The organism is Streptomyces sp. NPDC051921, assembly GCF_040680975.1.
In the GTDB taxonomy this organism is placed as follows: Bacteria; Actinomycetota; Actinomycetes; order Streptomycetales; family Streptomycetaceae; genus Streptomyces.
On the sequence record NZ_JBFAXU010000044.1, the window covers coordinates 16,225 to 29,680 of the forward strand.

At 73.3% G+C, this 13,456-nt stretch carries 10 protein-coding genes; 7 read left to right on the plus strand and 3 right to left on the minus strand.

Annotated features, from left to right (window positions below; translation table 11 throughout):
• The first annotated feature begins 294 nt into the window (after positions 1–294).
• The 3 genes from AB0M16_RS35680 (at position 295) to AB0M16_RS35690 (ending at position 3,400) form a co-directional block, all read left to right on the plus strand.
• Positions 295–813 carry a cysteine dioxygenase family protein gene (locus AB0M16_RS35680; protein ID WP_365350604.1) on the plus strand — a complete coding sequence of 173 codons (519 nt, stop codon included), beginning with the start codon at positions 295–297 and terminating at the stop codon, positions 811–813.
• 77 nt (positions 814–890) lie between these two features.
• Entirely contained in the window at positions 891–1,856 is a 966-nt protein-coding gene (gene cofD / locus AB0M16_RS35685; protein ID WP_365350606.1) for a 2-phospho-L-lactate transferase, read from the plus strand.
• Entirely contained in the window at positions 1,853–3,400 is a 1,548-nt protein-coding gene (locus tag AB0M16_RS35690; protein WP_365350608.1) for a coenzyme F420-0:L-glutamate ligase, read from the plus strand. Before cofD ends, AB0M16_RS35690 begins: the two co-directional genes overlap by 4 nt.
• Positions 3,401–3,421: 21 nt before the next feature.
• Here the strand turns inward: AB0M16_RS35690 and AB0M16_RS35695 are convergent, their stop codons facing one another.
• The 3 genes from AB0M16_RS35695 to AB0M16_RS35705 form a co-directional block, all read right to left on the minus strand.
• Positions 3,422–4,402: a DNA-3-methyladenine glycosylase 2 family protein gene (locus AB0M16_RS35695; protein WP_365350610.1), complete on the minus strand. Its 981-nt coding sequence runs from the start codon at positions 4,400–4,402 to the stop codon at positions 3,422–3,424.
• 74 nt (positions 4,403–4,476) lie between these two features.
• Positions 4,477–5,559 (minus strand): NDP-sugar synthase, encoded by a 1,083-nt coding sequence (locus tag AB0M16_RS35700; protein WP_365350612.1) that lies wholly within the window; start codon positions 5,557–5,559, stop codon positions 4,477–4,479.
• 114 nt (positions 5,560–5,673) lie between these two features.
• Complete coding sequence (locus AB0M16_RS35705) at positions 5,674–7,074, minus strand: peptidoglycan recognition protein (RefSeq protein ID WP_365350614.1); 1,401 nt, start codon at positions 7,072–7,074, stop codon at positions 5,674–5,676.
• A gap of 136 nt (positions 7,075–7,210) precedes the next feature.
• Between AB0M16_RS35705 and AB0M16_RS35710 the strand changes: the two genes are divergently transcribed.
• The 4 genes from AB0M16_RS35710 (at position 7,211) to AB0M16_RS35725 (ending at position 13,302) form a co-directional block, all read left to right on the plus strand.
• On the plus strand, positions 7,211–7,966 hold the full coding sequence (locus AB0M16_RS35710; RefSeq protein ID WP_365350616.1) for a TIGR03089 family protein: 756 nt from the start codon (positions 7,211–7,213) through the stop codon (positions 7,964–7,966).
• Between the two features lie 386 nt (positions 7,967–8,352).
• Positions 8,353–9,498, plus strand: a complete 1,146-nt coding sequence (locus tag AB0M16_RS35715) for an LCP family protein (RefSeq protein WP_365350618.1) — start codon at positions 8,353–8,355, stop codon at positions 9,496–9,498.
• Positions 9,499–9,727: 229 nt separating this feature from the next.
• Entirely contained in the window at positions 9,728–11,503 is a 1,776-nt protein-coding gene (locus AB0M16_RS35720) for an LCP family protein (RefSeq protein WP_365350620.1), read from the plus strand.
• A gap of 323 nt (positions 11,504–11,826) precedes the next feature.
• Entirely contained in the window at positions 11,827–13,302 is a 1,476-nt protein-coding gene (locus AB0M16_RS35725; RefSeq protein WP_365350624.1) for an LCP family protein, read from the plus strand.
• Positions 13,303–13,456: the final 154 nt, after the last annotated feature.

The following is a 13,456-nucleotide window of genomic DNA, read 5'->3' on the forward strand; positions in this document are numbered from 1 at the left end:
CAGTAACCGGATGAGGTGAAACATACCCCCCAAATCGGGCATTGAGTTGACAGTCGGGTGTCCCTCGCGCCACTTTGGTGGCATGCCAGCGACCGCAGCGCCCTCCGCGACCCACGCCCGTGGGTTCCGCCGCGCTGTCCAGGACCGCTGTTGCTGTTGCTGTCCCAGCTGTTGACGCGCGCCCTTCCTCCCAGCGCTCCGGCACTCCCCCGCGCGGCCGTCCCGCCGCCGCACCCCCTTGTTCCCCCCTTGCTCTGCGACCCCCAGCACTCCTGCCGAGGAACCACCGCACCCATGAACATGGACAGCGACCTTCAGATCGCCGGCGACATCCTTGAGGTCCCGCACCTCCTGCAGCCCGCCCGCGAGCACCCGACCACGGTGGCCGAGTTCGTCGGCCTCGCCCGCGAGATCGCGGCCGACCGCGCCCAGTGGGCCCCGTACGTCGAGTACGACGCCACCACCCGCTGGTACCACCGGCTGCGCACCGGCCCCGGTTACGAGGTCTGGCTGCTCTCCTGGCTCCCCGGTCAGGGCAGCGGCCACCACGACCACGGCCCCTCCTCCGGTGTACTCACCCTCCTGGAGGGCGAACTGACGGAGCGTACGGAGCGCGGCGCGCGGAAGCTCGCGGCCGGCGACCAGCGCGTGTTCGCGCCCCACTACGCCCACGAGGTCGTCAACGACTCCCTCGAACCGGCCGTCAGCCTGCACGTCTACCACCCCGGCCTGACCGAGATGCCGATGCACGAGTCGCTGCGCGCCCGGTGCACCCCGGCCCCGCCCGCCCCCGTGGCCCCTGCGGCCCTCTGAGCGGCCGATGCCCGACGGGCCCGCCCGTGGCCCCACCACCCCTCAGCGGATCAGCCCGCGGCTGACAGACTGTTCCCATGCGCATTGTGGTTCTGGCCGGTGGCATCGGTGGTGCCCGCTTCCTTCGCGGCCTCAAGCAGGCCGCGCCCGACGCGGAGATCACGGTCGTCGGCAATACCGGTGACGACATCCATCTCTTCGGCCTCAAGGTCTGCCCCGACCTCGACACCGTGATGTACACCCTCGGCGGTGGCATCAACGAGGAGCAGGGCTGGGGCCGTGAGGACGAGTCCTTCACGGTCAAGGAGGAGCTCGCGGCGTACGGGGTCGGGCCCGAGTGGTTCGGCCTCGGCGACCGCGACTTCGCCACCCACATCGTCCGCACCCAGATGCTGGGCGCCGGCTACCCGCTGAGCGCCGTCACCGAGGCGCTGTGCGCCCGCTGGCAGCCCGGCGTCCGGCTGCTGCCGATGTCCGACGACCGCGTCGAGACGCACGTGGCAGTCGAGGTGGACGGCGAGCAGCGGGCCGTGCACTTCCAGGAGTACTGGGTGAAGCTGCGGGCCTCCGTGGACGCCAAGGCGGTCGTGCCGGTCGGCGCCGAGCAGGCGAAGCCCGCGCCGGGCGTCCTGGAGGCCATCGCCGAGGCGGACGTCATCCTCTTCCCGCCGTCCAACCCCGTCGTGTCCGTCGGCACCATCCTGGCCGTCCCCGGCATCCGCGAAGCCGTCGCCGCCGCCCCGGCGCCGGTGGTCGGCCTCTCCCCCATCGTCGGTGACGCGCCCGTGCGCGGCATGGCCGACAAGGTGCTCGCGGCGGTCGGCGTGGAGTCCACGGCGGCTGCCGTCGCCCGCCACTACGGCTCCGGGCTGATCGACGGCTGGCTCGTCGACACCGTCGACGCCGGCGCGGTCGCGGACGTCGAGGCCGCGGGCATCCGCTGCCGCGCGGTGCCGCTGATGATGACCGACCTGGACGCGACGGCGGAGATGGCGCGCGCGGCCCTGGCGCTCGCCTCGGAGGCCGGCGGGGCCGGCGCATGACGGGCGGGACGACACCCTCGGGCCGGACGGAGCAGGCGGGCACCGGCGTCCGGGCGGGCGCAGGGGCCGAGGCAACCAACAACATCCAGGCGGGCGCCGAGACCGAGGCAACCAGCGGCGTCCAGGCGAGTGCCGGGGCCGAGGCAACCACCGGCGGCCGGGCGAGTGCCGAGGAGCAGGCGGGCAACGGTGTCCAGGCGGGCACCCAGGCGGGCGCCGAGGACGCGGGGCTCGGTGGCCGGGCCGCCGGAGCGCGCTTCGAGGTCTGGGCGCTCGACGGGATTCCCGAGGTCGGGCCCGGGGACGACGTCGCGAAGCTGATCGCCTCGGTCTCGCCGGGCCTCGTCGACGGCGACGTCCTGCTCGTCACGTCGAAGATCGTGAGCAAGGCTGAGGGGCGGGTGATCGCCGCCGCCGACCGCGAGGAGGCGATCGACGCCGAGACGGTACGGGTGGTGGCGCGGCGCGGGGCGCTGCGGATCGTGCAGAACCGGCAGGGCCTCGTCATGGCCGCCGCCGGGGTCGACGCGTCCAACACGCCCGCCGGGACGGTGCTGCTGCTGCCCGAGGACCCGGACGCCTCGGCCCGCCGGATCCGCGAGGGACTGCGCGCGGCGCTCGGCGTCGAGGTCGGCGTCGTGGTCACCGACACCTTCGGGCGGCCCTGGCGCAACGGGCTCACCGACGTGGCCATCGGCGCGGCGGGGGTGCGGGTCCTGGACGACCTGCGGGGCGGGACGGACTCCCACGGCAACGAGCTGAACGTGACCGTGGTCGCCCACGCCGACGAACTCGCCGCCGCCGGCGACCTGGTGAAGGGCAAGGCGGAGGGCCGGCCGGTCGCGGTCGTCCGCGGCCTCGGGCACCTCGTGGGCGGCGACGCGGAGCCGGGCGCACGGGCGCTGGTCCGCGACCCGGCCGAAGACATGTTCCGCCTCGGCACCTCGGAGGCCGTACGGGAGGCGGTGACGCTGCGCCGCACCGTACGGGAGTTCACCGACGACCCGGTCGACCCCGGCGCGGTGCGGCGGGCCGTCGCCGCGGCCGTCACGGCGCCCGCCCCGCACCACACCACGCCGTGGCGGTTCGTGCTCCTGGAGTCGGCGGACGCGCGGCTGCGGCTGCTCGACGCGATGCGGGACGCGTGGGTCGCGGACCTGCGCGCGGACGGCAGGTCCGAGGAGTCGATCGCGAAGCGGATCCGCCGCGGCGACGTCCTGCGCCACGCGCCGTACCTGATCGTGCCCTGCCTCGTCATGGACGGCTCGCACCACTACGGCGACCCGCGCCGGGACGCCGCCGAGCGCGAGATGTTCGTGGTCGCGGCGGGCGCGGGCGTGCAGAACCTGCTGGTCGCGCTGGCCGGGGAACGGCTCGGCTCGGCGTGGGTGTCCTCGACGATGTTCTGCCGCGACGTCGTGCGGGAGGTCCTCGGGCTGCCCGCCGACTGGGACCCGATGGGCGCGGTGGCGGTGGGCCGGCCGGCGGCGGCGCCGAAGGAGCGGCCGGCGCGGCAGGCGGCCCGGTTCATCGAGGTGCGCTGACCCGGGCCCCCGACGGCGCTCTTACAACGCCGCGATGTTGCCGGGCGTCATGCGTGGCGCCCGGCGCGGCGGGACCCGGCCGCTGAGCAGGATCAGTCGGGCGGCGCGGTGGCGCTGGCCCTCGTAGGGGGCGAGCAGCTCCAGCATGGCCGCGTCGTCCGCCGTGCGGTCGCCCGCGAGGGCCCAGCCGACGATGCCGGGGAGGTGGAGGTCGCCGGTGGTGACCTCGTCCGGGGCGCCGTTGCTGCGCTGAATCGTCTCGGCGGAGGTCCACGGGCCGATGCCGGGGATCAGCTCCAGGCGCCTGCGGGCTTCGGCGGGGGCCATTCCGGCGGCCTCCTCCATGCGGTGGGCGACCCGCGCGGCGCGCACGACGGCGGCGGAGCGCTTGCCGTCGACGTTCGCCCGGTGCCACTCCCAGGACGGGATCATCGCCCATGTGCGGGCGTCGGGCATGACGTACATGCCGTCGGGGGCCGGGCCGGGGGCGGGCTCGCCGTACTTCCGTACGAGCAGCCGCCAGGCCCGGTAGGCCTCGTCCGTCGTGACCTTCTGCTCCAGGATCGACGGGATCAGCGACTCCATCACGAGCCCCGTGCGGGTGAGCCGCATGCCGCGGCGGGCGCGGTGGGTGACGGCGAGCAGCTTGTGGCGGGGGACGAAGGCGGCGGGGTCGTCCTCGGCTCCGAGCAGCGCGGGCAGCCCGTCGAGGAGCCAGGGCCCGCCGGGGCCCCACGCCTCCGCGGCGACGGCCCCCGCGCGGATCCGCACGCGCAGGGTGCCGGCTCCGTCCGGGGTGCGGCTGGCCCGCCAGACGGAGCCGTCGGCGGTGGCGCGGAAGGTGGGGTCGGCGGGGCCGCGGCGCAGGGGCCCCAGCGTGAGGCCGAGGTCGAGTTCCAGATGCTGCTCCAGGTCGCGGACCTGAGGCCGGGGCACGGGAACGTGACCGCCCCGCGCCGTGATGCGGGTGGTGGGGGTACGGGGGGCGAAGCGGCCGGCCATACGTATGAGCCTAGCCGGGGTGCGCCGCCCCGCTCCCGTCCCGCACCGCGGCTCCGCGGTCCGCCGGCGCGCCGCTACTGGTCCGAGGAGAAGCGGACCGCTCCGGCCGGGAGGGTGGCGTCGCACCAGATGCGGACGCCGTCCCGGAGTTCGTTGTCCGGGCCGACGTCCGCGCCGTCACCGATGACCGCGCCCGTGAGGACGGTGCGGGCGCCGACTCGGGCGCCGGAGCCGATGAGGGAGTCGGTGACGACGGCGCCGGGTTCGACGACGGCGTTCGCGAGGACCGTGGAGCCGGCGATGCGGGCGCCGGAGCCGATGACCGCGCCGGGGCCGATCACCGTGCCGCCGCTGAGCTTCGCGTCGGGGGCGACGGTCGCCGTCTCCAGGATCAGGCGGTCGCCGCAGCGGCCGGGGACCGCCGGGGACGGGGCGCGGCCGAGGACGAGGTCGGCGGAGCCGCGGACGAAGGCCTGCGGGGTGCCGAGGTCGAGCCAGTACGTGGAGTCGACCATGCCCTGGAGGTGCGCACCGGAGGCGAGCAGCTCGGGGAAGGTCTCGCGTTCGACGGAGACCGGGCGGCCGGCGGGGATGGTGTCGATGACCGAGCGGCGGAAGACGTACGCCCCCGCGTTGATCTGGTCGGTGACGATCTCCTCGGGCGTCTGCGGCTTCTCCAGGAAGGCCGTGACGCGGCCGGTGGCGTCGGTCGGGACGAGCCCGAAGGCCCGCGGGTCCTCGACCCGGGTGAGGTGGAGCGAGACGTCGGCGCCGGACGACTCGTGGGTGGCGACGAGGGCGCGGATGTCCAGGCCGGTGAGGATGTCGCCGTTGAAGATGAGGACCGGGTCCTCGGGCCCCGAGCGGAGGCGCGAGGCGACGTTGCGGATCGCGCCTCCGGTGCCGAGCGGCTCGTCCTCGGTGACGTACTCGATGCTGAGCCCGAGCGCCGAGCCGTCGCCGAAGTGGGGTTCGAAGACCTCGGCGAGGTAGGAGGTGGCGAGGACGATGTGGTCCACGCCGGCGGCCCGGGCCCGTGCCAACTGGTGCGTCAGGAAGGGCACGCCGGCTGCCGGGACCATCGGCTTGGGCGTGTTGACCGTCAGGGGACGCAGTCGGGTGCCTTTGCCACCGACCAGAAGAATCGCTTCGGTCACCTGTCGTCTCTGCTTCCTGTTCGGGTCCGGTCTCCATCGTCCGGGGCAGCGCGTTTCGGCCGTCCGTACGATATGACCGGTCAGTTTATGCAGATGGTTGAGTCCCTGACCCCATCAGCGCCTTCCCTGGTACTTCGCCGAGGCCGACCGGGCGGTGCCGAGCTTGTTGTAGAGGCGCCCGCCCGGGCACTCGGTCGCGAAGCCGTCGCGGTGCCCGGCGATCACGTTGAACCTGACCTTTCTGCCCTTCTTGTAGAGGTTTCCGCCCCCCGATGTGAGATACGTCTTGGCCTTCGGATTCACCCCGTGCAGCCCCAACTTCCACGCGGTCAGCCGTGCGATGGCGGTCAGCGTGGCGGCCGGCGGGCTGGTGGTGCCGTAGCTGCCGAGGACGGCGATGCCCATGCTGTTGGTGTTGAAGCCGAGGGTGTGGGCGCCCATGACCGGCTTGGCCACGCCGCCGGCCCGGCCCTCGTAGATGTTTCCGCACTTGTCGACGGCGAAGTTGTAGCCGAAGTCCCGCCAGCCGCTGCTCTTCACGTGGTAGCGGTAGATGCTGCGCAGCACGGAGGGGGCCTGCTTGCAGGTGTAGCGGTTGCCGGTGGCGCTGTGGTGCACGAAGACGGCCTTGATCGTCTTCGTGTAGACGAAGCCCTTCTCGCGCATCCTTTCGTCGGCGCCCCAGCCCTTGCGCGTGATGATCTTCGGACGCGGGCCGATGAACGGCTTCGCGGCGAGGGCGCGCGTGGTGGCGGCGGGGAGCTCGGCCAGGGTCTGGGCCCTCGTCAGGGCGGGGATGACGTCCGCGCCCACGGGGGCGAGCCCGGCGTTCACACGCGCGGCCTCGGCCTGTTCGGGGGTCGTCGGGGCGGCGGCCGCGGCCTGCGGCGTCCAGACCGCCGGGGTGACCCGGGCTCCCCGCGCGGTGCGCGCCGGCTCCGGTCCGGGGTCGACCAGTTCGAGGCGCAGGCCCGACGGAAGCGGGGCGTCGACGCCCTCGTGCCGCTCCGGGCGTACGCGGACCTCGACGCCGTCCGAGTCGCCGACCCACAGCGGGGCGGTGGAGCCGTGCAGGGCGCCCGAACGGCCCTCCGGCGTGCCGGGGTCGGCGCCGTGCTCGTCGTTGTGGGTCTCGACGTCCTGCCAGTCGGACCAGGAACCGTCCGCGGCGGCCCGGGTGCGGACCTCGACGCTGCCGCGCAGCGGGGCGCGGACGTCGTCCCACACCACGCCGAGGAGCGCGAAGGGTCTGACGTCCCGTCGGCCGAGGCCCTGCCCGGCGGCCGACTCGGCGGCGCCGAAGGAGCGGCCCCATGGCCGGGCGGGGCCGAGGGGTTCGAGGGGCAGTGACTGGGTCGACCCGGCGACGGCGGTGTCGGGCACGGCGGCCGGGTTCGCGGCGGCGGGTGCGGTGACGCCCGGGCCCGCACCCGCGGCCGGGGTCGCGACGGTGAGCGGCAGGGCGAGTGCCGCCGCGCAGGTGACGGCGATCGAGGAGACGAGGTAGGCACGCATGAGGTGATCGTCCGTAGCGGACGGGCGTTCCGCTCGGCGGGAACGGGCAAGGAAACTGACGATCCGTCGGGCCGACCGGTGGACGGGGTCACCGGTACGGCGGACCGGGCGCGCGGCCCCGCGTACCCTTGCCCGCGTGAACGCCAGCGACCGCACCCCCGCCGACCTGCTGCGATCCGCGCTCGCCGCGGACCCGGCCCGCCCCTTGGTCACTTTCTACGACGACGCCACCGGTGAACGCGTGGAATTGTCGGTGGCCACCTTCGCCAATTGGGTGGCCAAGACGGCCAACCTGCTCCAGGGCGAGCTGTCCGCCTCCCCGGGCGACCGGCTCGCGCTGCTGCTGCCCGCGCACTGGCAGACGGCGGTCTGGCTGCTCGCCTGCTCCTCCGTCGGGGTCACCGCGGAGCTGGGCGGCGACCCGGCCGACGCCGACTACGTCGTCGCGGGTCCGGACGGCCTGGAGGCGGGTCTCGCCTGCTCCGGGGACCGGATCGCGCTGTCCCTCGCCCCGCTGGGGCGCCGCTTCCCCGCGCCGCCCGCGGGGTACGCGGACTACGCGGTGGAGGTGCCGAGCCAGGGCGACCGGTTCGCCCCGTTCGTGCCGGTCGATCCCGACGCGCCCGCTCTCGTCGTCGACGGTACGGAACTGACGGGCGCACAGCTCGTCGAGCGCGCCCGTCAGGACGCCGCCGAGCTGGGGCTCGCGCCCGGCGCACGACTGCTCTCGGGGCGCTCGTACGACTCGTGGGCCGGCGTCTCCGCCGGGCTGTACGCGCCGCTGGCCGCCGGCGGCTCGGTCGTGCTGTGCCGCCACCTCGACCGGCTCGACGCGGAGGCCCTGGCCAAGCGGGTCGACAGCGAGCGCGTCACCACCACCCTGACGGACTGAGACCCACCTCCGGGCGCGCCCGACGCGCGGCGCGCCCGGCCCGGGACGGCCCGCGCCGGCGGCGCGCCCTCGCCCGACGCGCGGCGCGCCGGCCCCCGTGACGCCCCGTCCGGGGGCGCACCGCCCCAGGGGGCGGCCCGCGCCGGCGGCGCGCCCGGCCCGGGCGCGGACCCGCGGCGCGCCCGTTCCACCCCCGACCGCGATCCCTCCCACCCGTACGGCCCATCGACGCGCCGCGTAACCCGGCTCCGGACGGCGACTCCGGTACATGATCGGCCGGGGGGTATGCCTTCCGCAGAACCGAGCGCCGGAGTCGACCGTCTACTTCACCGAGACGACGGCCGCCGGTGTCCCGCAGACGCCATCGAGGACGGACGGATCCAGACGTGACGGACAGCGCAGACACGCCCGCGGAGCCCGGCGCCGATGGCAAGGGCGACCGCAAGCGGCACTGGCTGCGCTGGACGGCGCTCGCCGTGGCGGTCCTGGTGCTCGCCGCGGCCGCGACCGGGTGGTGGCTCTACCGCAAGCTGGACTCCAACATCACCACGGACACGACGGCCGCGGAGGAGCTGCTCAAATACGAGAAGGAGCGCCCGTCGCCGGCCGTCAAGGCGGCCCGCAACATCCTGCTCATCGGCTCCGACACGCGCGCGGGTGCCGGGAACCGCAAGTACGGGAAGGACGGGGGCACCCAGCGGTCCGACACCACGATCCTGCTGCACATCTCCGCCGGCGGCGCGAGCGCGACCGCGGTCTCCATCCCGCGCGACCTGATGGTGCGGATCCCCAGCTGCACGAAGCGGGACAAGACGCGCACCGTCGAACAGTTCGCCCAGTTCAACTGGGCCTTCGAGTTCGGCGGTACGGCGTGCACGATCCGCACCCTGGAGAAGCTGACGGGCATCCGGATCGACCACCACATGGTGATCGACTTCCGGGGCTTCAAGAAGATGGTCGACGCCGTGGACGGGGTGGAGGTCTGCCTCAAGGAGCCGATCGACGACGCCGACGCCCATCTGAAGCTGCCCGCGGGACGCCAGGTGCTGCACGGCGAGCAGGCGCTGGGCTTCGTACGCGCCCGCAAGTCGCTCGGCAACGGCAGCGACACGGAGCGGATGGACCGGCAGCAGCAGTTCCTCGGCGCCCTGGTCAACAAGGTGCAGAGCGACGGCGTGCTGCTCAACCCGACCAAGCTCTACCCGGTCCTGGACGCGGCCACGAGGTCGATCACGACCGACCCGGGGCTCGACTCGCTGCGCGACCTGTACGACCTGGCGCGCTCGATGCGGGCCGTGCCGACCGAGAAGGTGCAGTTCCTGACGGTGCCGCGACGCCCGTACACGTACAACGCGAACCGGGACGAACTGGTGCAACCCGCGGCGGACCAGCTCTTCGCACGGCTGCGCGCCGACCAGCCGGTGGTCATCCGGCCCGGCGACAGCGGGGAGCCGGAGGCCGCGACGAACGCTCCGAGCGCCTCCGCGACGCCCTCGTTCTCGGGGCGCAACGCGGCGACGCGGAGCTGCTGATGCGTAAAGGAGGAGCCAAGGGGAGGGAGGCACTGGATGAGGTTTGGGCAAATTGCCCAGTTGTAAGGGGCGTGGAATTTGTCACGGACGTCGCCCCACGCTGAACTGGGCGGATAGTGTGACGCGATCCGGTGCACCGACCACGTGGTCGGGCACGCAGACGGATCGACCGACCGAGCGCCCGAGGGGGAGGCGCCTCGCGTGGCACCGACGGAGGACTCAAGGAACCGTGGACGCGCACAGCCGTGGACGGGCGGACGAGATCGACCCCGCCGACCAGTGGGTACTCAACCCGCAGACCGGCCATTACGAACTGCGACTGGACCGCTCCGCTGGGCAGTCATCGCAGGCCGCCCCGTCCCACCCGCGCCCCCGCACCACCCGTAGTGCCACCCCGCCCCCGGGCCAGAGAAGCCGGTCGGAACACGGAGCGGCCGAGTACGGGGGGCGCGACCGGGCCACCGAGACCGCGCCGCCCGTCCCCGGGCAGCGCCGTCGGCGCGCCCCCGAGCCCGGCGACCGGCCGGTCGCCGCGGGCCGGCGCAAGCGCAAGCCCGCGAAGTCCCGCAAGAAGAAGGTCCTGATGTGGACCGGCGGCACGATGGCCTTCGTGCTCGTGGGCGGCGCCGCCGGCGCGTACGCGCTCTACAAGCACTTCGACAACAACATCAGCACCATCGACGTGGCCGGCGGCAGCACCGGCGGCTTCAAGAAGGACGCCGCCTTCAACATCCTGCTCATCGGCACCGACAAGCGGACCGGCGAGGGCAACGGCGGCTACGGCGACAAGAACAGTCCCGGACACGCCGACACCACGATCCTCTTCCACGTCTCCAAGGACCGGACGAACGCCACGGCGATGTCGATCCCGCGCGACCTGGTCATCGACATCCCCGAGTGCGAGACCAAGCTGCCCGGCGGCAAGGTCAAGACGATCCCCGGCCAGACGGACACCCGTTTCAACGTGAGCCTCGGCCAGTCCGACCGCGACCCCGGCTGCACCATGCGCACGGTCAAGGAGCTCACCGGACTGACCGTGGACCACTTCATGATGGCGGACTTCAATGCCGTCAAGGAGATGACCACGGCCGTCGGCGGCGTGAAGGTCTGCCTGGCCAAGGCGGTCGACGACCCGAAGTCCCACCTCAAGCTGCCCAAGGGCGAGTCGACGATCCAGGGCGAACAGGCCCTGGCCTTCGTCCGCACCCGGCACAGTTTCGGCAACGAGAGCGACCTGGACCGCATCAAGATCCAGCAGCAGTTCCTCAGCTCGATGATCCGTCAGATGAAGTCGGACGACACGCTCACGTCCCCGACCAAGCTGTACGACCTCGCCGACGCCGCCACCAAGGCGCTCACCGTCGACACCGGGATAGGGAGCATCACCAAGCTCAAGTCCCTCGCGGGCGAGCTGGCGCAGATCGACCCGAAGAACATCACCTTCACCACGCTGCCGGTCATCGACAACCCGGCCGAGCCCCGGCCGGTCACGGTCGTGCCGAACCCGGTGGAAGCGCCGCGGCTGTTCGCGATGATGCAGTCCGACACCTCGCTCACCGAGGTGAAGAAGAAGGAGCAGGACGCCAAGAACGCCCAGGCGCAGGCCCAGGCGAAGCTCCTGCAGGGGGAGCGCTCCACCGCCCGCGCGGTCCGTGTCGACGTGTACAACGGCAGTGGCATCACGGGCGCGGCGCAGAAGACCATCGACTGGCTCCAGAACGAGCACGGCGTGACGCGGTCCACCAACAAGAGCAACGCCCCCGAGAAGGCGGCGAGGACCACGCTCACGTACGCACCGAACCAGGCCGACCAGGCCCGCAAGCTCGCGGACCTGATGGGCCTGCCCGCCTCGGCTCTCCAGCCGGGCACGCAGGACGCCGGGGAGCGCGAGCCCATGACGCTCGTTCTCGGCGCGGACTTCAAGGGCGCGGGGGTGCCCCTCACCGGTCCGGCGAAGGCGCCGGAGGGTGCGCAGACGGCAGACAAGCAGGTGTGCGCCAAGTGACCCGGAGCAACCGGGCCTTGGGCCGCACCTGAGTGACGAGGAGACCTGGGGTGGGACAGAGCAGCGTGCGTAGGGGGGAGGGGGCGCGGGAACGCGCCCCGCACGCCCGCGACTTGGGTTGGGACGAGAGTCTCTACGAGGAAGGGGCAGAGGCCGGTTCCGTCGGCACGGGCGAGCGCCCGGGCGGCACCGTGCCGCGCTCGCGCCGCGCCGGCGGCGGCTCCGGCGACGGCGGTGCCGGTGGGGGCCGGCAGGGCCACCGGCGGGGCGGCGCCCCGCGCCGGCGGGCCAAGAAGGCCGGCAAGCGCCGGATACTGCGCTGGGTGGCCATCACGTTGTCCGTGCTGATACTCGGCACGGCCGGCGCCGGATTCCTGTACTACAAGCACCTGAATGACAACCTTCGCGGCGGCAGCCGCGCGGGCGGCGACAGCGGCGTGAAGAAGGCGGCGCCGAACGCGCTGGGCGACACCCCGCTGAACATCCTGCTCATCGGTTCCGACAGCCGCAAGGACGCCAAGAACGTGGCCCTGGGCGGCGGCAAGAACGACCGGGACCGGCCGCCGCTCGCCGACGTGCAGATGCTGCTGCACGTCTCGGCGGACCGGCAGAACGCCTCGATCATCTCGATCCCGCGCGACACGGTCGTCCCGATCCCGAAGTGCAGGGACGGCGCGACGACCTACCCCGCGACCAACAACCGGCCCATCAACGAGACGCTGAGCCGTGGCGGGCCCGGCTGCACCCTCACCACCTGGGAGACCCTCACCGGGGTCTACATCGATCACTGGATGATGATCGACTTCGCGGGTGTGGTGGCCATGGCCGACGAGGTCGGCGGCGTCCCGGTCTGCGTGAAGACCGGCGTCTACGACAAGCCGACGAAGGCCGCACCCGGTGGCTCCGGCCTCAAGCTGCCCGAGGGCACCCACGAGGTCCAGGGCGAGCAGGCGCTCCAGTGGCTGCGCACCCGGCACGCGTTCGGCAGTGACCAGAACCGTGCCAAGGCCCAGCACATGTACATGAACGGCATGATGAAGAAGCTCCAGGGGCAGAACGCCTGGACCGACACCAGCCGTCTCACCGGGCTCGCGGAGACCGCCACGCGGGCCCTCGTGGTCTCCGACGAGATCAAGTCCGTGGCGAAGCTCCTCGATCTGTCGATGCAGCTCAAGAACGTGAAGCTGGACCGCCTCACGACGGCCACCGTGCCGACGACGGAGTACCCGGGGAACCCGAAGGCATGGCTCCAGCCGGTCCCCTCCGCCGCCGACAAGATGTGGGCGATGCTCCGCGACGACATCGCGCTCGACAAGAACGGCGACCCGGCCGGCGCCAAGCCGAAGCCTTCCGCCTCCACGAAGCCGGCGGCCACCGCCGAGGCGCCGGGCTCCTTCGGGATCACCGTCATCAACGGCACCGCGGGCGACGGGCAGTCGGCCGCCGAGGGCCGGGCCGGCACGATCGCCAAGGAGCTTCGGGGCAAGGGCTTCACGCAGGCCGACTCCTCGCGGGACGCCAAGCCGCGCAAGGACACCGTGGTGTTCTACCCGAAGGACGCCGGCGAGCAGGGCAAGGCGAACGCCCTGTCCGTGGCCACTTCGCTCGGCCTGCCCGCCACGGCGGTCCGCGCCGACGCCGAGGCGGAGCAGATCACCCTGGTGATCGGCGCCGACTGGCGTGAGGGCGCCACGTACAAGAAGCCGCAGGTGGCGGCCGGTGACCTGCCCGAGGGCGCCGACGACAAGACGGAGTGCATGGACGTCTACTCGGTCTACAAGTGGGACGGCAAGAGCTGACCCGCGCCGCGTGACGCGGGAGCGACGCGGAAACGGCGGTGGGGGGGGCCCCCCCCCCCCGGCCCCCCCCCCCCCCCCCCGACAAGCGGACGGGGGGGCGCCACGGCGGCCGCCGCGCCCCGCCCCCGCACCCCCCCCGCGGCGAGGCCGAGGG

What these genes read in the sequence shown, in the direction of transcription:
- AB0M16_RS35695 (WP_365350610.1), bottom strand. Translation starts at nt 4,402, where the DNA reads ATGGCCGGCCGCTTCGCCCCCCGTACCCCCACCACCCGCATCACGGCG.
- AB0M16_RS35680 (WP_365350604.1), top strand. Translation starts at nt 295, where the DNA reads ATGAACATGGACAGCGACCTTCAGATCGCCGGCGACATCCTTGAGGTC.
- AB0M16_RS35705 (WP_365350614.1), bottom strand. Translation starts at nt 7,074, where the DNA reads ATGCGTGCCTACCTCGTCTCCTCGATCGCCGTCACCTGCGCGGCGGCA.
- cofD (WP_365350606.1), top strand. Translation starts at nt 891, where the DNA reads ATGCGCATTGTGGTTCTGGCCGGTGGCATCGGTGGTGCCCGCTTCCTT.
- AB0M16_RS35690 (WP_365350608.1), top strand. Translation starts at nt 1,853, where the DNA reads ATGACGGGCGGGACGACACCCTCGGGCCGGACGGAGCAGGCGGGCACC.